Annotated in this window: 17 protein-coding genes and 2 pseudogenes; 9 read left to right on the top strand and 10 right to left on the bottom strand. The window is 37.3% G+C overall.

The features are described from left to right. Nucleotides 1-98: 98 nt before the first annotated feature. The gene (locus BBP83_RS13485) at nucleotides 99-2,288 is read left to right on the top strand and encodes a TonB-dependent receptor (protein ID WP_068889440.1); all 2,190 of its coding nucleotides are present in this window, start codon (nucleotides 99-101) and stop codon (nucleotides 2,286-2,288) included. 175 nt (nucleotides 2,289-2,463) lie between these two features. Here the strand turns inward: BBP83_RS13485 and BBP83_RS13480 are convergent, their stop codons facing one another. Beyond that, nucleotides 2,464-2,676, bottom strand: coding sequence for a phage protein NinX family protein (locus tag BBP83_RS13480; protein WP_068889438.1), 213 nt, complete (start codon nucleotides 2,674-2,676; stop codon nucleotides 2,464-2,466). Between the two features lie 443 nt (nucleotides 2,677-3,119). On the opposite strand from BBP83_RS13480, the gene BBP83_RS13475 reads away from it, so the two are divergent. Together BBP83_RS13475 and fumC are read left to right on the top strand one after the other, a co-directional pair. Further along, nucleotides 3,120-4,127 (top strand): NAD-dependent epimerase/dehydratase family protein, encoded by a 1,008-nt coding sequence (locus tag BBP83_RS13475; RefSeq protein WP_068889436.1) that lies wholly within the window; start codon nucleotides 3,120-3,122, stop codon nucleotides 4,125-4,127. A 335-nt stretch (nucleotides 4,128-4,462) separates the two neighbouring features. Further along, nucleotides 4,463-5,857, top strand: coding sequence for a class II fumarate hydratase (gene fumC / locus BBP83_RS13470; protein WP_068889434.1), 1,395 nt, complete (start codon nucleotides 4,463-4,465; stop codon nucleotides 5,855-5,857). Between the two features lie 446 nt (nucleotides 5,858-6,303). On the opposite strand, the gene BBP83_RS13465 is transcribed toward fumC, so the two are convergent. The 5 genes from BBP83_RS13465 to BBP83_RS13445 form a co-directional block, all read right to left on the bottom strand. Next, a complete protein-coding gene (locus BBP83_RS13465; RefSeq protein ID WP_068889432.1) occupies nucleotides 6,304-6,840 on the bottom strand; it encodes a DUF2058 domain-containing protein in 537 nt (178 codons plus the stop codon). A 15-nt stretch (nucleotides 6,841-6,855) separates the two neighbouring features. Next, entirely contained in the window at nucleotides 6,856-7,530 is a 675-nt protein-coding gene (locus tag BBP83_RS13460) for a YoaK family protein (RefSeq protein WP_068889430.1), read from the bottom strand. Nucleotides 7,531-7,566: 36 nt separating this feature from the next. After that, nucleotides 7,567-8,763, bottom strand: coding sequence for a serine/threonine transporter SstT (gene sstT / locus BBP83_RS13455; RefSeq protein WP_068889428.1), 1,197 nt, complete (start codon nucleotides 8,761-8,763; stop codon nucleotides 7,567-7,569). A 428-nt stretch (nucleotides 8,764-9,191) separates the two neighbouring features. After that, a complete protein-coding gene (locus BBP83_RS13450; RefSeq protein ID WP_068889426.1) occupies nucleotides 9,192-10,928 on the bottom strand; it encodes a SulP family inorganic anion transporter in 1,737 nt (578 codons plus the stop codon). 209 nt (nucleotides 10,929-11,137) lie between these two features. Further along, nucleotides 11,138-11,467: an ArsR/SmtB family transcription factor gene (locus tag BBP83_RS13445; protein ID WP_068889421.1), complete on the bottom strand. Its 330-nt coding sequence runs from the start codon at nucleotides 11,465-11,467 to the stop codon at nucleotides 11,138-11,140. A 286-nt stretch (nucleotides 11,468-11,753) separates the two neighbouring features. On the opposite strand from BBP83_RS13445, the gene cysK reads away from it, so the two are divergent. The 5 genes and pseudogenes from cysK (at nucleotide 11,754) to BBP83_RS13425 (ending at nucleotide 16,595) form a co-directional block, all read left to right on the top strand. Next, the gene (gene cysK, locus BBP83_RS13440) at nucleotides 11,754-12,752 is read left to right on the top strand and encodes a cysteine synthase A (RefSeq protein WP_068889419.1); all 999 of its coding nucleotides are present in this window, start codon (nucleotides 11,754-11,756) and stop codon (nucleotides 12,750-12,752) included. Between the two features lie 469 nt (nucleotides 12,753-13,221). Further along, nucleotides 13,222-13,632: pseudogene (locus BBP83_RS15685) on the top strand (copper ion binding protein); the annotation flags it as partial. Nucleotides 13,633-13,659: 27 nt separating this feature from the next. Beyond that, nucleotides 13,660-15,894, top strand: a pseudogene (locus tag BBP83_RS13435) (heavy metal translocating P-type ATPase); the annotation flags it as partial. A gap of 1 nt (nucleotide 15,895) precedes the next feature. After that, the gene (gene cueR / locus BBP83_RS13430) at nucleotides 15,896-16,297 is read left to right on the top strand and encodes a Cu(I)-responsive transcriptional regulator (protein WP_068889415.1); all 402 of its coding nucleotides are present in this window, start codon (nucleotides 15,896-15,898) and stop codon (nucleotides 16,295-16,297) included. Nucleotides 16,298-16,400: 103 nt separating this feature from the next. Further along, a complete protein-coding gene (locus BBP83_RS13425; protein WP_068889407.1) occupies nucleotides 16,401-16,595 on the top strand; it encodes a heavy-metal-associated domain-containing protein in 195 nt (64 codons plus the stop codon). 41 nt (nucleotides 16,596-16,636) lie between these two features. On the opposite strand, the gene BBP83_RS13420 is transcribed toward BBP83_RS13425, so the two are convergent. Both BBP83_RS13420 and BBP83_RS13415 read right to left on the bottom strand, forming a co-directional pair. Further along, a complete protein-coding gene (locus BBP83_RS13420; protein ID WP_068889405.1) occupies nucleotides 16,637-17,242 on the bottom strand; it encodes a TetR/AcrR family transcriptional regulator in 606 nt (201 codons plus the stop codon). Between the two features lie 357 nt (nucleotides 17,243-17,599). Next, on the bottom strand, nucleotides 17,600-18,316 hold the full coding sequence (locus BBP83_RS13415; RefSeq protein WP_068889604.1) for an HAD family hydrolase: 717 nt from the start codon (nucleotides 18,314-18,316) through the stop codon (nucleotides 17,600-17,602). A gap of 308 nt (nucleotides 18,317-18,624) precedes the next feature. On the opposite strand from BBP83_RS13415, the gene BBP83_RS13410 reads away from it, so the two are divergent. After that, nucleotides 18,625-19,518, top strand: coding sequence for a LysR family transcriptional regulator (locus BBP83_RS13410; RefSeq protein WP_068889602.1), 894 nt, complete (start codon nucleotides 18,625-18,627; stop codon nucleotides 19,516-19,518). Between the two features lie 84 nt (nucleotides 19,519-19,602). Here BBP83_RS13410 and BBP83_RS13405 read toward each other — a convergent pair whose 3' ends face one another. Together BBP83_RS13405 and BBP83_RS13400 are read right to left on the bottom strand one after the other, a co-directional pair. Next, nucleotides 19,603-19,992, bottom strand: a complete 390-nt coding sequence (locus BBP83_RS13405) for a hypothetical protein (RefSeq protein WP_068889404.1) — start codon at nucleotides 19,990-19,992, stop codon at nucleotides 19,603-19,605. Between the two features lie 129 nt (nucleotides 19,993-20,121). Continuing rightward, nucleotides 20,122-20,570: alpha/beta hydrolase (locus tag BBP83_RS13400; protein WP_171258112.1), on the bottom strand; the 449-nt coding region annotated here is incomplete at its 5' end.

The raw sequence follows: 20,570 nt of genomic DNA, 5'->3' as shown, positions 1-20,570 counted from the left end.
GTTAAATGGGTGATTAAGAAAGAATCTTTATAAAAATTTTACATTGTTAGTATTAATGATTATCATTCTCAATAAATTTTATTTGTAAGGGAATAGTAATGCGCTTATCAGACTTTGGTCTTTGTTTGCTCTCGGTAGCGATTTGCACCCATCTTTATGCTGAGGATACGATTCCAGCATTAACTGAGACAAACAATGTTGCGATCAAACTCCCAACTATTGTGATGACTGCAACCCGAACACCCAAAAGTATTGCGGAAATTGCTGGAACAGTACAAACCATTTCAGCAGATGAAATATCACAACAAGCAGGTACAGGTCGTAAAGTGGCTGATATTTTAGCGCAACTTGTACCTTCACTTGCGCCAAGCAGTGGAACAAGCAGTAATTATGGTCAAACCATGCGTGGTCGTAATGTACTGATAATGATTGATGGCGTATCACAAACGGGTTCACGTGATGTAGCGCGTCAACTGAATAGTATTAGCCCGAATATGATTGATCATATAGAAGTAGTTTCTGGGGCAACAAGTATCTATGGCTCAGGTGCTACAGGCGGAATTATTAATATTATTACCAAACGTGCAAATAAATCTGAACCTGTAAGTTTCCAGACAAAATTGGGTGTGACATCTGCCGATAACTTTCGAAGTGATAGCCTAGCGTATCAACTTGGACAAACTGCCTCTTTTTCCAACGATAAAGTTGATGGTTTTCTAGGCGTAGACTATACCAGTCGTGGCTCTCAATTTGATGGTCGAGGCGATCGTATTTCATTAAGCCCTTGGCAAGGCAGCACCATGGATACTGACACTATTGATGTGAATGGTCGTTTAAACTTTAATTTAACTGACAACCAAAGCTTAAGTTTTGGTGCTCAGTACTATAAAGATGAACAAGACACAGAATACGGGCCTGATTATTCCTATTTACTCACAAAAACAGATCCATCTTACAAAGCAGTCAAAGGGTGGAGCTTAGATAATCAGCCATTTACTAAACGTTATGCTTTTAATACACAGTACCAGAATCAGGATTTCTTAGGTCAAGTCCTGAATGTAGAAGCTTACTATCGAAATGAGAAATCACGCTTTGTACCTTATGGGTATTCAGCGGATGGAGTGAGTGTTAAACAAAGTCAATCAAATGTGGATTATGCGGGAATTAGATCGACCTTACAGTCAGATTTTAACGTGGCTGATCATGAGTTAAAATTAACTTATGGGTTGGACTATGACTGGGAAAAAGATCATCAGTGGGCGGACTTTTATATCCCAAGCAATACTGGTTTAGTCTATACCCCAACAGGAGAAACACAAGGTTCAGGGCCTGATACAGAAATTCAGAATATTGGGACTTTTTTACAAGGGGACTATGCTTTAACTGATCGCCTTAATATTCAAGCTGGAATACGTTACCAATACGTTCAAGCAGATACAGACAGTTATTTAACTGCACGTAAACCTTATACTTTAATGGCTGCTGACTCGACAGATTCAGATAAATTTCTGTTCAATTTTGGAACCGTCTACAAACTAAGTGATACACAACAACTTTATGCCAATTTCTCTCAAGGCTATAGCTACCCAGATGTGCAACGTGTATTACGTGATGTCGCAGCTTACACCTTAACAACTTCTGGTATTGAGCCAATTACTGTCAATAGTTATGAACTTGGTTGGCGTTTAAATCAGGATTCAGGCTTAAATTTGGGTTTAACAGGTTTTTATAATACATCGGATAAAGTAGTTCAATTTAACTCTGATCGCTCAGTCAATGTGGTTGATACAGATCAGCGCGTTTATGGGGCAGAAGCGACAGTAAGTTATCCGTTTATGGACAATTATAAAGTAGGTGGAACTCTAGGTTATACCCGTGGTCAATATAAGGATATTACCGATAATTGGCATGAGTTAAATGCTTTTGCTGTTTCGCCAATGAAAGGCACATTGTTTGCAGAATGGAGCAATGCAGACGGTTATGGTATTCGTGCCCAAATGTTAGCGATTAAAGGTACAGATAAAGCTTATAAAGATGACCTTGAGTTAAAAGCAGCAGGAATCACAGATAGTAACAGTGCAGCAGAGATCAAAGGTTATACAACTATGGATGTATTGGCGCATTTACCTGTGGCTAAAGGTCGTGTAGATTTTGGCATTTACAATGTTTGGGATAATCAATATAAAACTGTGTTTGCTCAACAAGCAGCAGTGACCAATGCCAATTCACTTCTAGCAACTCCTGCGGAAGGTCGTACTTTTGCACTAAGTTATACTGTGAATTTTTAATTTTTTCTAAAATTAAAATAATACCGCTTATGCGAAATGCTTGAAATTTAGTCATAAGCATCAATATCATATATGAAACCATGATGGGGTTCAGCGCACTATCATGGTTTCTTTGTGATTATTCATGTTCCACAACTACTATTGATCATAACTTCACGATATTGATTGGTATTCCTTAAATTTCTTCGCCTAGTTTCTTCTCAATAAAGTACTTCACCACAGCTTCAATTGCTGTATCCGCAGTTTGCTCAGCTTCTTTACTATCAGCACGTGGGCCGACATAAAATGCAGTCCATCTTGAGTACGATCGCACCAAGCTAATTTTCTCTTTCTCAATAAGCTTTCCGCACAGATCCCAGTCTAATGCAGGCACATTTTTTACTTTCATTGCAGTAGCTAAAGCACTAGGTAATTGATCAGAAGTCAGTTCAGATACTTTTCACTATTTATTCCTTATTCTAAAAACTATAAGTTTTAACAGCCCAGCCACTTTCCTTACAAAAAAGCTTCCCATTATTCACAGTGTGCTCAATATAGAAGTAGAGCCATGCTTTTATTTTTATTCCATCTATTTGTAATGCTGGTCCAGCCTTGCGCAGGACAGTTGATGTTATTTCTTGTTATAAACAATATACAGTTAATAGCTACAACTGCAACACATCCAATATTCCCAACCTGTAAAATATCGTTATAATGCTCTTGCAGATTAGCCGACCCAAGAGAAATTTTGAGTCGGTTTTTACGTTTGATATCTGTGGATAAATTGACAATAACACCCAAAAAACACCAATCGTTTGCAAAGTGCTGATTATTATAAGGAGTATCTATACAATGATTTTAGTGACTGGTGGATTAGGCTTTTTAGGTTCGCATATTGCTTTAAGTCTTTTGGCACAAGGGCAAGAAGTCATTATTGTCGATAATTTATCAAATTCGAATTTACAAATTTTAGAGCGCCTTGAGTATATTTCGGGCATGTACGTGCCTTTTGTCAAAATTGATATTCGCAATACACCTGCATTAAATAAAGTCTTTGAACAATTTTCGATTAGTGCTGTGATACATACCGCAGGTTTTAAGTCATTAGAAGAATCTGTGCTTAAACCACTGGAATATTATAATGATAATGTGAGTTGCATTATGAGTCTGATGCGCGCTATGCAACGTACTGGTGTACGCACATTGGTGCATTTATCAAGTTTAGCTGTATATGGCACATCAGCCACAGATTTAACCGAAAATTTGGCGTTTAACTATGCTTATCCAAACCCATACGTCAAATCTCAGCAGATGATTGAAGATATTATTCGTGATACTGCATTGACTGATAATGAATGGAAAATTGCAATTTTGCGCTTAGGTAATATTGCAGGTGCATTTGAACATGCAGTATTGGGCGAATTTATTACGCCTTTACCTAAAAATATTGTACCGCTTGCCATGCAAGTGGGCGCTATGCAACGTGAATTTATAGAATTACGTAAACAGGCCAATACCGCAGATCAGACGACAGAGCGTAGTTTTTTACATGTATTAGATGCTTGTAAGGCAATTTTTTTAGCCCTAAATTGGTTGCACACGCAAGAGCATGCTTGTGAAGCGTTTAATATTTCAGGGGAACTCATTTCAATGCAAAAACTTTTAGATTTAATTGCTGAAATTACCCACAATCCCATTAAAACCATTGCAGCGCCGTACTATCCATCTGCTGAATTTGATCAGTTAGGAAGTCAGTCGAACAAAGCAGAACAGTACTTTCATTGGGTGCCTGAACATAGTCTAAGAAAAGCGTTAGAAGATGAGTGGCGCTTTTATCAAACAACTTTAGGCAGTCAGTAATTGTTCAATTAACCCGATAAATTCAAAATGATATGTTTTGAATTTGGTTCAGAACAGAATAAGGCTCAAAGTATTCATATTGTAAAAGAAGTTAGATGTGCATTGGTTGGTACTGTATAAAATGGTATCAATAGTTAATGTAATGACTCAATAAAAGAGCATACACAATATAAAAGTTATTGATTTAAAAGATAAATGCTGATGATTTTAATAAACAACATTATTGAAAATAATTATCATTTACAATTGTATTCATCTTGCATAAACTGTTAAAAATAGCCAATGACGCTGTTTTACAAGAGTGAACGTCTTAAACAAGGAAATGAGGTTACACCATGCAAACACGTATTGAACACGACACAATGGGTGAAGTGGAAGTACCAAGTGAAGCGATGTGGGGCGCACAAACACAGCGCAGTCTGCAAAATTTTAAAATTGGCGGAGAACGTTTGCCTCGGTCAATGATCCGCGCGATGGGGTTGGTCAAAAAAGTAGCCGCTATAACCAATGCCGAATTAAAGCAAATTCCTCAAGAGCTATCGCAGTATATTGTTGGTGCAGCTGAAGAAGTTATTGCTGGAGATTGGGATGCACAGTTTCCCTTAGTCGTGTGGCAAACAGGTTCAGGTACGCAAAGTAATATGAACTGTAATGAAGTTATTGCGAATATTGCGAATCAAAAATTAGGTAATCCTCTAGGTTCACAAAAACCTGTGCATCCTAATGATCATGTAAACCGTGCACAATCAACCAATGATTCCTTTCCGACAGCGATTCATGTGGCAGCCTGCCTTCAAATTAATGAACTGCTAATTCCAGCAGTTACTCGTTTACGAGATACTTTAGAAGCAAAATCGGTCGAATTTTCAGATATTGTTAAAATTGGTCGCACGCATTTACAGGATGCAACGCCTTTAACTTTAGGGCAAGAGTTCAGTGGTTATGTCTCTCAGCTGGATCATGGCTTAAAACGGTTACATCAAGCGCTTTCAGGGTTATATGAACTGCCATTGGGTGGAACGGCTGTAGGTACTGGTTTAAATGCACACCCAGACTATGCTGTAAAAACAGCCGAACAATTGGGTAAGTTAACTGGCTTACCGTTCGTTACTGCACCAAATAAATTTGAAGCATTAGCAGGACGTGATGCCGCTGTATTTGCATCTGGCGCATTAAAGACCTTAGCCGCGAGCTTAAATAAGATTGCCAATGATATTCGTTGGCTAGCCAGTGGCCCACGTTGTGGTTTTGGTGAACTTCGTATACCTGAAAACGAACCTGGTTCAAGTATTATGCCCGGGAAAGTCAATCCAACTCAAAGTGAAGCCATGACGATGGTGGTTGCACAAGTGATGGGGAATGACACCACTATTAATATTGCAGGTGCTTCGGGTAACTTTGAATTAAACGTTTTTATGCCTGTGATTGCATTTAATTTATTGCAATCTATTCAGCTATTAGGTGATGCCTGCAATAGTTTTAATGACCACTGTGCAGTTGGTATAGAGCCAAATCGTGAGAGAATTGATCATTTTTTACATGATTCATTGATGTTAGTGACCGCATTGAACCCTGTGATTGGTTATGAGAATGCAGCCAAAGTAGCAAAAACGGCCTACAAAGAGGGTAAAACTTTAAAGCAGGTTGCTGTTGAATTAGGTTTAGTGACTGAACAGCAATTTGATGAAATGGTTCGCCCAGAACAAATGGTTTCAGCAAATGCAAAATAACATGTTGACGTTTGGTTGTATTTAACGAATTTATTAATTTGCTTGGTAGTTTAGCTCATTTAAAAGCCACTTTAAAAAAGTGGCTTTTTTTGTTGAACAACTTATTTCAGGGGGAGATTGAATTCTCTATTATTCCAAAATTATTGGATCAAATATTGTTTGAAGAGTATTTAGATTTAATAAAATAGGATGGTTCTGATCGGAATATTCGACTTTTAAAGATGGGGATTCTTTATGGGAAATTTAAATTTTCTTTGGCTATTTCAGGCTAAAAGTGATCTTGAATAGAATTATCAGTGCATCAGAGAAGTCATTTTTATATGTGATTGAAGAAGAGAGCTTGTGGAGTAATTTTAAGTGAGAATCTAAGATTTTAGATTCTCACCTCACTTCTTAGCTAAATTAATCTTTGTTGCACTTCGTCTGAGAATCTAAGATTTAAAAAATCACCACATTAAATCATCTGGAATAACATAAGCTGCATACGGATCTTCCTCGTCTGTGACTTGGTCATTCTGTTCTGCATTATTGACAATAATAAAGCCTTCCATTTTGGCATTAATACGTTCCGCCAATGCTTTTGGTAGGAAAGCATAGTTGTCATTTTCTTTGGCAATGACAAGGCTACCTGAAACTAAAGCATTATAAATTTGCTGATTGATATACAATTTTTTAATTTTATTTTCATCAATAAATTGATAAATCGCATCACCATCTGTATGGCGAATTTTGTGCTGATCAATCATTTGAGCGATAGACGCTTTCAGCTCTTTTTCATGCAAAATTGCTTTTTTCTCTTGCTCGATAGCTTGGTCTTTGGCCTGTTTCAGTTCTTTATCTTGAACAATTTTTGCCTTAATGTCAGCTTCATTACTTTGACCTGTACGTTGTTCATGTACAGCTTGTTTAGAGAGTTTTTTGGCTTTTTTGTTATCGACCAACCCAGCCTTTAGTAACTGTGCCTGTAATGCATTTTTAACCATAATATTTGTCCAAACTCAATTTTGAATATGTCGATAACGTAAGTAGATGATCCAGTACACCATGCTTAAAACAAAGCTAAATGATGCAGGAACGATGAATGAATCTAATTTTAATAAAGGATAAATCAAACTGGCAATAAGCCCGCCAAGAAAAAACCCACATAATATGAGTAAATGCAGAATAACTCGTTTGCGGTCTACGTCTAAGCCTCTTGCGCGATAGCCGAGGGCTAAGCCTAAATCTGTCAGTACACCCGATAAATGTGTCGTGCGGATAATTGTGCCTTTATAGTGGCTAATCATAGCATTTTGCACGCCCATGGCAACACAAGCCCAAAGCAAGGCGTATCGGGGGAAATAAGGTAGAAAAATCCAACATAAAAGAATAAAAATTGTGACAAGGCTTAGCGGAATACCATAAAGCCGATCTAAGCGGAAAGAACTACTTCCTAAAATTAAGCCACTATAAAAAGAACCAATGACATAGGAAAAGGTAATCAGAAAAAGATACAAAACGGAGGACGGGTGCCAATGCAAGACTGCCATAGCCAGCATACTGACATTGCCTGTCATATGAGAAACGGACTGGTGAAGCACGGTCACCAGTCCAAGAACATTAATCATGCCCGCATTCATTGCAAGGCAAAATGCACCGAATTGAATCCAGAGAGGTAGTATTTGAAAAGGCATAGTCCGTAGAATAATTAATATACGTTTATCAGTATATTATCTTAAACCACGATCTACCGCCGCAGTAAATAATACGTCAGTCGAAGAGTTAAGTGCAGTTTCGGTTGAGTCTTGCAATACACTGATGACCATACCAATTGCAACAACTTGCATAGCAATATCAGAAGAAATACCAAATAAGCCACATGCGACAGGAATAAGTAATAATGAGCCACCAGCAACACCCGATGCGCCACAAGCAGAAATAGTTGCAACCACAGATAAAATAAGCATGGTGGTGAAATCCACCGAAATGCCTAAAGTATGTACTGTGGCTAACGTCAATACTGTAATAGTGACCGAAGCACCTGCCATATTGACAGTAGCACCAAGTGGAATAGCCACGCTGGCTGTAGATTCAGGCACACCTAAGCGTTTTGCTAAATCTAAGTTTACTGGAATATTGGCGGCCGAACTGCGGGTGAAAAATGCGGTAATTCCGCTTTCACGTAAGCATTGAAAAACCAAAGGATATGGATTTGCACGTGTTATAAATGCAACCATAATGGGGTTGACCACTAAAGCGACAAATAACATTGTACCGAGTAATACAGCCAAAAGTTGGGCGTAGCTTACTAAGGTGCTAAAACCAGTCTCTGCAAAAGTGACAGCAACTAAACCAAAAATACCCACTGGTGCAAAGTTAATGACGAGGCGGATGACTTTATTGACCGCTTCTGCAGCATCAGATAAAAATGCTTTTGTTTGATCAGATGAATGACGAAAAGCAACACCTAAAGCAACGGCCCAAGCCAAAATACCAATAAAGTTGGCTTCGCTAATGGCAGTCACTGGATTAGCAATAAAGCTAAGCAATAAATTTTTCAAAATTTCTGCAAGACTGCCAGGAGGTGTTAATGCACCTTGTGCAGGTGCATCTAGAAATAAAGTGCTAGGGAACAAAACACTTGAAACTACTGCACTAAATGCAGCCAAAAGCATGCCTAAGGCATACATCAGCATAATTGGCTTAATGTAGGCATTGTTGCTACCAACTTTAAAGTTAGCAATAGATGATAGCACTAAGACAAATACAAGAATTGGCGCAACGGATTTAAGTGCTTTAATGAATAGGTCACCAAGCAAACTTAAATACGGCGCGGCGTTTGGAAATAGAATAGCAACCAATATACCTAGAATGATGGCAATAATAATTCGGGTTACTAAACTCAAACGCGTAAAAGCTGAAAACATAGAGAAGCCTTGTCAGAATTACGATGACAAAATATTAAAAATAAGCCCGATATTTTATACTGAAAAGCTTTCATGCTTTGAAAAAATTTAAATATAAAAATTAAGTACTTATTTTTACAGTTGATATTTTGTATTTATGTTTCACATTTAGATGTAAATAATGAAACTAGATACATTAGATTCCTTTCATAAGTCACTTTTTAATCAAAAAAATCATAACTAAAGCCCAAAAATAATTTTTTAACAGGCATTAGACTCATCAGTGTGGCATGGATACTACACATTTCCCATCCTAATGCCGACGAAAAGACATAAAATTGAGCCAACCGAATGGAGGCTGTACTGATTGTTTTAAAACGAATATTAAACACCTTTAGATTCATGCAAGTCATCTATTCATGACGCTATAAAATAAGAAATTTCATCATTTAAATTTGATATTCAGCAGTGCTAGAAGATAGATCTTGTATGGCTTGATAATGTGTTAGATAAATTTGACCACTTAAATGTTTCAATAATTTAGAGTGCTGTAGCTTATCCATCACTGGGCCTTTGACTTCAGAAAAATGCAGGCGGATATTGAGTTTATTGAGTTCGCTATTCATGTCCTCAAGCATTTCCAAGGCACTAAAATCTATACTACTAATACTGGAACAATTAATAATCACATGTTGTAATTTAGGCGATTGGCTCATTTGATTAATCAGAAATCCTTTTAAGCTATTGGTATTCAAAAAGGTTAGATTTTCATCAATACGAATAGACATGAGAGCTGGTGAGGTTTTTACATGATGACGTTGAATATTTCTAAAATGCTGTGTGCCTTCGACTAAGCCAATAACTGCCATATGCGGGCGACTAATTCGCCATAACATGAGAATAAATGTTGAAACAATTCCAATAATTAAGCCTGTGGAAATATCAATAAAGATAACACCAAAGAAGGTAATCCACATGGCGATACCATCTGCTTTAGAATAGCGCCAAGTATCAAAAAATGGTTTGAAGTCGACCAGTTTCCAAATGGAAACTATAATCGTGGCAGCTAAAATGACTAAAGGTAAATCTTTAAAAAAACCTGTGAAATATAGGGTGACTAATATAATTAATAGTGATGAAATTACGCCTGCCAAAGGTGTTTTTGCGCCAGCGTCGGCATTGACTACAGTACGTGACAAACTGCCTGTCACAGGAAAGGCTGTGGTTAAACCTGCACTGATATTGGCTAGGCCTAATGCAATGAGCTCTTGATTGCTGTTTAAGTTGCTTCTTTGCTGTAAGGCAGTGGCTTGCGCAATTGAAAGCGATTCCACAAAACTGATCATGGCAATCATGGCTGCACCAGGCAGGAGCATTAAAACTAGGTCTAAGTTCCAGTGCGGTAGGCGGACAGGTGGGAAACCTGAAGGAATTTCTCCAACAGTTTTTATGCCAAAATCTTTTAATCCCCAAAACACAGTGAATGTAATTGAAATCACCACCAAAATTAATGGTACGGCTTTAATCAAAAAATTAGTTGAACCCATTCGGCTTTGTACAGATTGAGTATTTAAAATTTTAGGGATGTAAATTAAAAAGAGAATAGAGGCAAGACCAAATACGAAAGACGTCATATGGCTATATGCGCCGTATTCCCACAGGCTTTTTGCAAAATCTAAAATATTGTTGCCATTCAGTGGGACATCTACTAAAAATTTAAACTGCCCCAAAGCAATTAATAGGGCTGAAGCAATGATAAAACTCTTAATGACAGGATGGCTGATCAGTTGAATTAAAAAACCAAAACGTAGTAGGCCAAGCAATAATGAAATAATACCGACCATCAGTGCGAGCAACATGGCCGCTTCGATGTAAACAGGCGACCCTGCTTCGAATAATGGATTTAATGTCGCAAATGTCATCATAGAGATAATCGCGACTGGGCCAATAGACAAAGTGGTACTGCTTCCGACCAACGCGTACATAATCATGGGAATCATACTGGCATACAGTCCCATAATCGGTGGTAGACCTGCCAACATTGCATAAGCCATGCCTTGAGGAACAAGCATAGCAATAACAATCAGCGCAGCCATTAGATCTGATTTAAATTTGCCAGCGTTATAATCTTTCAGCCAGTGCCAAGCAGGAAGATACGGTAAGACGCGATGTTTAAAAGCGGACATAAAAAAATCTAAATCATAATTTATTATATATTATGCATAAAAAATGCTAAGAAGTCTTTGATTGCTTTTAGCCAGTCTGAAAATTCAATTTTATTTGGGGATGTAAAGTCAAAATGAAGAATATCTAAAGACTGAAAAAATTGAGCAAGGAAAATAAATGAACGCTGTCAACGGTGTAGTTATAAGATTCTGCTGTCAGCAATGAAGACTTAAATTTCAAAATTTTTCTTAGGTGTCGTGCAATACAGTTCATACAGGGTCTGTAGTACCGTAATTAAGTTTTGATCTTTGATTGAATAATAAATTTGTTTACCGTCGCGGCGAGTCGTTACCACATCACTTTTGCGTAACATCATCAGTTGCTGTGAAAGCGTTGGTTGGTTAATTTGGGTGATTTTTTCAATTTCAGAAACGTTCAATTCCATTTGAGCCAAATGACATAAAATCAACAACCGATCTGTATTGGCCAGTGATTTTAATACGCCGACCACAACATTTGCAGAATCGTGCATATTGCTGATTTCTAGGTCGCTATTCATTTAGAGTGTCCATTCAAGCTTTGCAAGGGCTTAAGTATACGGTGATCGTAGTTTAATACATTGAATAAATAGAACAATTTTTATGATTTTTAGTGAAAACAAATATTATTTATATTGATATGTAATTTATTGATGCATCAGTTATTTTTAGTGTTTAATACGGATGTAATTTTTTATGAAAAATTAAGCAATTTTAATCTGTTGCACGAATTTACATACGCATTCGACGAAATATATGTATGATGCATAATGAAGTTTTTGATGTAAAAATATCAAGGAAAGACTCATGACCACAGATTCAGCTTTTCCAGCACCTGCAAATTTAGGTATTGCGGTTTATAACAATAATGCAGAAGCAATTGGTAATACGCCATTGGTACGCATAAACCGCTCAATTCCAAATGGTGCTACCGTTTTAGCTAAAATTGAAAGCCGAAACCCTGCTTTTTCCGTAAAGTGCCGTATTGGTGCCGCTTTAGTGGCAGATGCAGAAGAAAAAGGTTTACTTAAACCCGGTATGCATATTGTCGAGCCAACCAGTGGTAACACGGGTATTGCTTTGGCTTTTGTTGCGGCTGCCAAAGGTTACGATATTACGCTGACCATGCCTGCGAGTATGAGTATTGAACGCCGTAAAGTGCTGAAGTCTTTTGGTGCTAATTTGGTTTTAACTGAACCTGCCAAAGGCATGAAGGGTGCAATTGATGAAGCCGTGCGTTTGGTTTCAGAGCATCCTGAAACGTATTATTTACCACAACAATTTGAAAACCCAGCAAACCCTAAAATTCATGAATTGACCACAGGCCCTGAAATTTGGGAAGCAACAGGTGGTAAAGTTGATATTTTGGTTGCAGGTGTGGGTACGGGCGGAACCATTACAGGTATTTCACGCTATTTTGAAAAAGTTAAAAATCAACCGATTTATTCAGTGGCTGTAGAACCTGCGGAGTCGCCAATTATTGGCCAAGCCAAGCGCGGTGAAACTTTAACGCCAGGGCCACATAAAATTCAGGGTATAGGCGCAAACTTTATTCCTAAAAATTTAGATTTAGACTTGGTTGATGAAGTGATTGCAATTGAAAGTGCCGATGCGATTGCATGGGCGCGTAAGACGGCGACTCACGAAGGTATTTTAGTGGGAATTTCGAGTGGTGCCGCTATGGCAGCTGCCGCTCAATTGGCTGAACGTCCAGAAAATGCAGGTAAAACCATTGTGGTTATTTTACCTGATGGCGGTGAACGCTATTTATCTTCTGTATTGTTTGAAGATATTTCTGCCGATTAAACTGTAAATTAAGTGTTGCATTATAAAAAGCCAGATGACTTATGTTGTTTGGCTTTTTATCTTTAAGGCTGATCTGTTTTAGATGGGTAAATGTTTGGTTAATATTTTTAAAGTAGATATCAAGTTCTGTAGAAATTAAAAGTATAGGAATGAGTACTAAATTTACATCAATATTGACATTATTTTGTTCAGAAGAATAAGATAAAATGAATTAAATAAAGAACTTATATTAAAAAAAGAAATTTGAAGATTTTTGGTATTGGTGTCTAAAAGTAGCATTATAAAAAATAGAGCTATTAAATTATATGATCATTTTTTAGAGTAATATCAAGCCTTAAGTTTAATTTTCACTTAGTAATTATGTAGAGAATTTTTTGTTAAAGCATTCTTGTTTATTTAAGGGCTTGACCTTACCAATATGGGAATGTTTAAGCTATAAATTCAATATTCAGTGATGCATGAGGGATGTATGAATATGCCAAATTCATCGGTAAAAAATCAATTCAGTTTTGACGTTGAGGGCATGACCTGTGCCTCATGTGTTGCACGTGTTGAAAAAGAACTTAAAAAAGTTGAAAACATCGAACAAGCAACAGTGAATTTAGCGACAGAAAAAGTCACAGTCGTTAGTTCAAAACCAATTATCACGCAAGCAGTGGTTCAAGCTGTTGAAAAAGCAGGTTACGCTGTACCCGTGAAAACCATTGAATTGAAAATTGAAGGAATGACCTGCGCTTCATGTGTTGCACGGGTAGAAAAAGCCTTGAACAAAACAGCAGGTGTTATTCAGGCTTCGGTCAATTTAGCCACTGAAAAGGCGACAGTTCAGGTTTTAAGCACTGTCGAATCTACAGCGTTAAATGCAGTGATTGAAAAAGCAGGGTTTAATGTTGTTTCTAAAGGCATTGAATTAAATATTGAAGGCATGACGTGTGCTTCTTGCGTTGCTCGTGTGGAAAAAGCACTTAAAAATGTAGCGGGTGTTCAGACTGCCGTGGTCAATTTAGCTTCTGAAAAAGCCTTTATACAAGGTGGGCAACTGAGCGACTTAATTGTCGCTGTAAAAAAAGCAGGTTATGAAGCACAGTTGGTGCAGACCAATGATCAAACCCACGCAGATAAAAAACAACAGGAATTGAATACCTTAAGGCGTGATTTAATTATTGCTCTGGTATTGGCTATTCCAGTTTTTGTATTGGAAATGGGATCACATATGATTCCTGCATTTCATCATTTCATTCAGAGTAACCTTGGTACACAAAACAGCTGGTATATTCAATTTATCTTAACAACCTTAATTTTGTTGTTACCTGGTCGCCGTTTTTATATGCATGGTGTGCCTGCTTTATTGCGCGCAGCACCAGATATGAACTCTTTGGTTGCTGTAGGAACATTCTCTGCCTATATTTTTTCATGCGTTGCAACGTTTGTACCCGAAGTCTTACCACAAGGCACGGTCTATGTGTACTTTGAAGCGGCTGCCGTTATTATTGCTTTAATATTGTTGGGTCGTTATTTAGAAGCGAAAGCCAAAGGCCGTACTTCGCAGGCGATTCAGTATTTAATTGGTATGCAACCCAAAACTGCACGTGTTGAACAAAATGGTCAATTTATTGAGCTCAGTATCGATCAAGTACAATCTGGTATGGTGTTAGAAATTCGTCCCGGAGAGCGAGTTCCAGTAGATGGTGAAGTTATTTTAGGTAAAAGTTATATTGATGAATCCATGATTAGTGGGGAACCGATTCCTGTTGAAAAAATTGCTGGACATCAAGTCGTTGGCGGAACTGTCAATCAAAATGGTCATTTAACAGTAAAAGCAACATCAGTTGGGCAAGATTCTGTTTTATCGCAGATTATTCAGCTTGTAGAACAGGCGCAGGGTTCTAAACTACCAATTCAAACTTTGGTCGATAAAGTCACGCTCTGGTTTGTACCCATTGTTATGGCATTGGCTGCATTAACATTCCTTGTTTGGTATTTCTTTGGCCCAGAACCAAGCCTTACGTATGCCTTAATTAATGCCGTAGCGGTACTGATTATTGCTTGTCCATGTGCGATGGGTTTAGCAACACCAACATCGATTATGGTTGGTACCGGTAGGGGTGCAGAATTAGGGGTGCTATTTCGTAAAGGTGAAGCTTTACAGCGCTTAAAAGAAACCAAAGTCGTGGCTGTAGATAAAACTGGAACTTTAACGGAAGGGAAACCTGCACTAACAGATTTTCAGGTGACAGATGGTTTTGATGAAGATCAAGTTTTAAGTTTAGTGGCCTCTGTAGAAGCAAAATCAGAGCATCCCATTGCATATGCCATTGTACAAGCAGCCCAAGCGCTGAAGCTTCCATTGTTAGAGGTCGATGCCTTTGACTCTATTACAGGCGCAGGCATTCAGGCCAAAGTAAACGGACAACAATTGCATATTGGTGCAGACCGCCTAATGCAAGATTTAGGTTTAAATACAGATGCATTTACCACGAAAGCCATGGCTTTGGGTGAACAAGGTAAAACACCGCTTTATGTATCGATTGATCATCAGTTGGCTGCAATTATTGCAGTGGCAGATCCAATTAAAGAAACCACCTTTAGTGCCATACAGGCGTTACATGATCAAGGCCTGAAGGTCGCAATGATTACAGGGGATAACCGCCATACAGCCGAAGCTATTGCTAAACAACTGAATATTGATGAAGTCATTGCTGAAGTTTTGCCCGATGAAAAAGTTCAAGCCGTGCAAAGACTTCAAAAGGAATATGGTTGTACTGCATTTGTTGGCGATGGTATTAATGATGCACCTGCTTTGGCGCAAGCAGACGTTGGCCTTGCAATAGGAACAGGAACAGATATTGCAATGGAAGCCGCAGATGTTGTGTTGATGTCAGGTAATTTACAAGCTGTACCGACTGCTATTGGCTTAAGTACAGCCACCATGAATAATATCCGTCAGAACCTATTTTGGGCCTTTGTTTATAATGCAGCGCTCATTCCCGTGGCTGCTGGCGTGCTCTATCCGTTCTTTGGTATTTTGCTGTCGCCTATTTTTGCAGCAGCAGCCATGGCACTGTCGTCAGTGTTTGTCATTACAAATGCATTACGTTTAAAAAGATATCAACCGACTTGGATGAAAGTGCAGGAGAACTGATATGAATATTGGACAGGCAGCAAAACAGTCAGGTATTTCAGCCAAAATGATTCGATATTATGAAGAAATTGGGTTGCTACAAACACCGAAACGGACAGATGCGGGTTATCGCATGTATAACGAACAGGATATTAAAACCTTAAATTTTATTCAGCATTCGCGCAAATTGGGTTTTTCGACAGAGCAAATGAAAGAGCTTTTAGGACTGTGGAAAAATCAAGACCGACAAAGTGCCGAAGTAAAACAACTCACACAAAAACACATTGATGTATTAAATCAAAAAATTACCGACTTGCAGGCAATGGTCAATACCTTGCAACAATCCGTGAATTGTTGCGCAGGCGACCAACAAGCAGAATGTGTGATTTTAAATCAGATTGAGCAGGGTGCTCATTCATCTTGACGAATTAAGAAAACAGATTTTTGAGAACAGCAGTGAAGTGCTTGACTTTGACATTATGGGAAGCTTTATAGTTTTTCTAAACCTAACATAAGGAAGACATTGTATGAAATTACGTATTGAAAATATGACTTGTGGTGGCTGTGCACGTAGCGTAACGGCAACAATCAAAAATATTGACCCAAATGCAACGGTTGATATTGATGTTGCAACCAAACTGGTCAATGTTCAAAGTAGTGTAGATGAACAGAAAATTAAAGAGGCATTAGCAGAAGATGGTTTTCCTGCGTTAAATGCCTAAAAATAAAAAGGCCTGCAAATGTAGGCTTTTTTATACCAATTTTAAAGTGATGAAATTTTATCTGGTGTCATCAAAGCCTGATTGACATAGAGCTTAATTAATCGTTCACGTGAACCAATAGACTTTTGATAATGTGTCGAGTTTAATAAGAGTGAAGCGCCATAGGTAACAGTCCAAATATAGGACAAATAATCACGAATAGACATGGCACTGTCTAAAAATTTGAGATGTTGAGAAAATAACTCTTTAATTTCTAAAATACGTTGTTCACGAATTTGATATAATTCTTCAAATAACTCTTTCAGTTTTTTTTCATTGTTGGTTAATCGTTCTTCAATGATATGTAATAATATTGTTCTATTCGAATTTAACATATTATAAAGCATATATTGAGATACATAGATTTTGATATCATGATTATATTTTTTAGATATTTCTAATAACCGTTGTTCATTTAAAATAACTAACTCTAAATATAACTGATTCTTACTTTTAAAATGTTTGTAAATAGTGCCTTTGGCAATATCTAATTCACTGGCTAATTCACTGAGCGTGATATCCTGATTATTATCCAGTAGCAAGGTTTCTGCCGTGGCTAAAATTTTCTCTTTGCGTAATAGAAAATTTTGTTGGCGAACTGAACTCATCTTTTCCGTTCCATCATCTAGAGATCAATAAAGTACTCTAAGAGTATATTGCAAAAATAAGCAAGTCTACATTCCACTATGGTGGCGAAAGACACGATAGTTTGGCTTAAAAGTAAGCGCTTAAATCAAGCTTAGAACGCACTGCCGATTTGAATGAAAATAATTGCTTAAAAATTAAGCCATGCGCGACACTTTTGTGTGATTGTATTTTGATTATTATTTTTTGTGTTTAAAGCAATAACTATATTTTAAGCCTAAAAATTACACGATTAAAACGCATTTTTATTTTTAATATAAAAAATGAGAGTCCAATTTAAATTAAATCTAATTTTGACGTGTTTTATTGAGTATGCGCTCTTAATCATTATATTTTTGTATAAGACCTACATAATCTGGTACAAAGTATTTAGCCTGAGCTTTAATTTCTGTTAATTCATGGGCCGAGTATTGATCATAAATAGCAACCACATCAATTCCTGCTTGTTGAGCGGCTTCAATACCAATAAGAGAATCTTCAAAGATTAAACAATCTTTGGCTTGCAGTTTAAAATACTCGATAGCTTTTAAATAAACTTCTGGGTGCGGTTTTATATTTTGTACATTTTCACGGGTTAAAATTAAATCAAAATCATTTTTAAAATTAAGCTTTGAGTAAATTTTTTGATTATTCTGTTGATAGCGTAGAATATTACTCAAACTTGTAGTCGTGGTTAAGGCTGTTAAAATTCCCCGCCTACGCAACGTGTGTATAAATACTTCTGCTTGTGGTTTTAACTCAATCACATTGTCTAAAAAATAGTGTGAGACTGCATAGCGCCGTATTTTAATGTCTTTTTTAGCCAATTGGGTAATTGAATAGTGTTCTTGAAGAAAGCCACAATATTCCAAATAAGGGTCAGTCGCCTGTTTAAATTTCTTGAGCTGATCATCACGTTGTTGCTGAATAATCGTTAAATCAACCGTTTGGCCCGATAGCTCATAAATTAATTGTGCATCTACTTGATTCCATATCCCAACCGAATCAATGAGCGTTCCATCTAAATCAAAACAAACCAACTTTTTATTTTGTAACATGTGCATGACATCAAATTTCATATATGCCAAGTATGCGTGGTGCATAAAGCAAAATGAAGTCAGTTTTTACGCTATTTTTATTACAAGACAATATGATCGACATCTTCTAAGTAGAATCTAAGTTAAAAAATGAAACACTTTTTGGTGAAAATCGGATGGTAGATAGGGGCAGAAATATATTTTAGTCTGTGAACAACCCTAGATAATGCACACGTTTCAAAGTAATATTTAAGCATTGGGTATAATGAAAAATAGGTAGATGATTAAGCATTGACCTATGATGATTGAATAGAAGGAAAATGTCTTTCGTGTTTGAATTGGACTGTAAATTATTAAGCATCTTTTTTTACGTCTATAAGTTTAAAAGTGTCTCACTTGCTGCTGATCATTTAGAAATGAGCCAGCCGACTGTAAGCAATATTTTAAATAAAATTAGACAGCATTATAACGACCCACTATTTTTGCGTATTGGCAATGAAATGGTGCCAACAGAGTTGTCTAAACAATTGTTTCCATTGGTCAGTGAAGCCTTAAATAAGGTTGAAATTATCAATAATTTCACCATTAATTTTGATCAGGCAACATCACACCAGCAATTTACTTTGGCTATGACCGATGTATCACATTTGGTTTTACTGCCTAAAATTTCACAATATTTAAAAAATCATGCATCACATGTGCGTTTAAATATTCGCCCAATTACTACTGAAACCAGCTATCAAATGGCCAATGGTGAAATTGATTTGGCTTTAGGTTTTTTACCGCATTTAGACAGTGGTTTTTATCAACAAAAGCTTTTTGAACAATATTATGTGGTCATTGCAGCCAAAGATCATCCGCGTTTAACAGGTGACAGCATCACAACGGAGCAGTATCTATCTGAATTGCATATTGATATTGATGCAGGAATGGGGCATTACCATATTGAAAATGAATTACTCAGCCTTGAATTAAAACGCGATATTTTAATGCGCTTACCTAGTTATTTAGGGGTCGGGCTGGTGGTGCAAGACACCGATGCAATTGCCACAGTCCCGTATTATTTAAGTGAGGTTTTACTATCACGTGGTAATTTAAAAATTTTTGATGCACCGATTGCCTTTCCAAGTTATGGCGTAAAACAGTATTGGCATATGTCTTGCCATCATAAAGCGAGCCATCAATGGTTACGTCATATGCTTCATGAGATTTTAGTGAAATAGGCTTTTGGCTATTCATTAAAGCTATAAAATTAAGATATTAATGATTATGCCTAAGCGCATATGGATAGACCACGTATCCATGATTTACCGAATGCTTTCAAGTTTAATCTTCTTGACAAAATAAAGTGTTGCATCGTCTCCTGGGCCAATAATACGGTCGTTATTTCGCTCAAAGGAAAGTTCAGCCCAAACTTTTGCACCTTTATATTTTTTCTTTAGACGGTAACCATCAGATTCGGGATCAGAGGCAAACCAATTTCCGCATTGATGCAGGCAATATGCACTTATATATTGATTTTTGGCATCTTTTAGCCTGATAGATAGATCATCGATGCCACCGCCACTCACTAAGGTATACGCTTGAATACCGTTAGTATTTTTAGTTACGTCAGGTGCACTGAAAACGACAGAACTGAAGCAAGTGGTTAAGATCAAAAGTAAGGCTATGCTGAGTTTTTGATATGAGCTTTTCATTGTTTGAATTGTCTTATCTTCATTTTTTGTGTGGCTATTAAAACAAAAAAATTAGCAGAAAAAAAGCCCCAGAAAAACTGGGGCTTTGATTTGAGAATAGATTTCTCAAATTTAAAATGACTCAGAACTTTATTGTTGCAAGAAACTGAAAATAGCCTGATTAAAAGCTTTCGGTTGTTCAATGTTTGAAATATGCGACGCATTAATTTCAAATAATGAACTGCTACGAACATGATTAATAATATATTGCGCATCTGCCACTGTGGTAACAGGGTCTTTTTGACCAGCAACCACCAGCGTTGGAATAATAATATTTTTCAGTTGTTCACGTACATCCGCTTTAGCCAAAGCTTCACAACAACTTGCATAACCTTCTGGGCTGCCAGCACCAAGATCGTTACTCAAAGATTCTACAATTGCTGTGTTGCTTCGGATAAAGGGTTCGGTAAACCAACGTGATGCTGCTGTCTCTGCAATGGGTTTTAAGCCTTGTTCACGAACAAGTTGTGCACGGTCGTTCCATGCTTGCTCTTGACCAATTTTTGCTGCCGTGTTGCAGACAATCACGTGGTTAAAAC

Origin of the sequence: Acinetobacter celticus, assembly GCF_001707755.1 — a bacterium.
Taxonomy (GTDB): Bacteria; Pseudomonadota; Gammaproteobacteria; order Pseudomonadales; family Moraxellaceae; genus Acinetobacter; species Acinetobacter celticus.
Note: the sequence above shows the minus strand (reverse complement) of the source record. Positions and strands in the feature narration are given on the sequence as shown.

Bases quoted from the DNA above. Each gene is read 5' to 3' on its own strand.
- BBP83_RS13485 (WP_068889440.1), top strand. From the start codon at position 99: ATGCGCTTATCAGACTTTGGTCTTTGTTTGCTCTCGGTAGCGATTTGC.
- BBP83_RS13480 (WP_068889438.1), bottom strand. From the start codon at position 2,676: ATGAAAGTAAAAAATGTGCCTGCATTAGACTGGGATCTGTGCGGAAAG.
- BBP83_RS13475 (WP_068889436.1), top strand. From the start codon at position 3,120: ATGATTTTAGTGACTGGTGGATTAGGCTTTTTAGGTTCGCATATTGCT.
- fumC (WP_068889434.1), top strand. From the start codon at position 4,463: ATGCAAACACGTATTGAACACGACACAATGGGTGAAGTGGAAGTACCA.
- BBP83_RS13465 (WP_068889432.1), bottom strand. From the start codon at position 6,840: ATGGTTAAAAATGCATTACAGGCACAGTTACTAAAGGCTGGGTTGGTC.
- BBP83_RS13460 (WP_068889430.1), bottom strand. From the start codon at position 7,530: ATGCCTTTTCAAATACTACCTCTCTGGATTCAATTCGGTGCATTTTGC.
- sstT (WP_068889428.1), bottom strand. From the start codon at position 8,763: ATGTTTTCAGCTTTTACGCGTTTGAGTTTAGTAACCCGAATTATTATT.
- BBP83_RS13450 (WP_068889426.1), bottom strand. From the start codon at position 10,928: ATGTCCGCTTTTAAACATCGCGTCTTACCGTATCTTCCTGCTTGGCAC.
- BBP83_RS13445 (WP_068889421.1), bottom strand. From the start codon at position 11,467: ATGAATAGCGACCTAGAAATCAGCAATATGCACGATTCTGCAAATGTT.
- cysK (WP_068889419.1), top strand. From the start codon at position 11,754: ATGACCACAGATTCAGCTTTTCCAGCACCTGCAAATTTAGGTATTGCG.
- cueR (WP_068889415.1), top strand. From the start codon at position 15,896: ATGAATATTGGACAGGCAGCAAAACAGTCAGGTATTTCAGCCAAAATG.
- BBP83_RS13425 (WP_068889407.1), top strand. From the start codon at position 16,401: ATGAAATTACGTATTGAAAATATGACTTGTGGTGGCTGTGCACGTAGC.
- BBP83_RS13420 (WP_068889405.1), bottom strand. From the start codon at position 17,242: ATGAGTTCAGTTCGCCAACAAAATTTTCTATTACGCAAAGAGAAAATT.
- BBP83_RS13415 (WP_068889604.1), bottom strand. From the start codon at position 18,316: ATGTTACAAAATAAAAAGTTGGTTTGTTTTGATTTAGATGGAACGCTC.
- BBP83_RS13405 (WP_068889404.1), bottom strand. From the start codon at position 19,992: ATGAAAAGCTCATATCAAAAACTCAGCATAGCCTTACTTTTGATCTTA.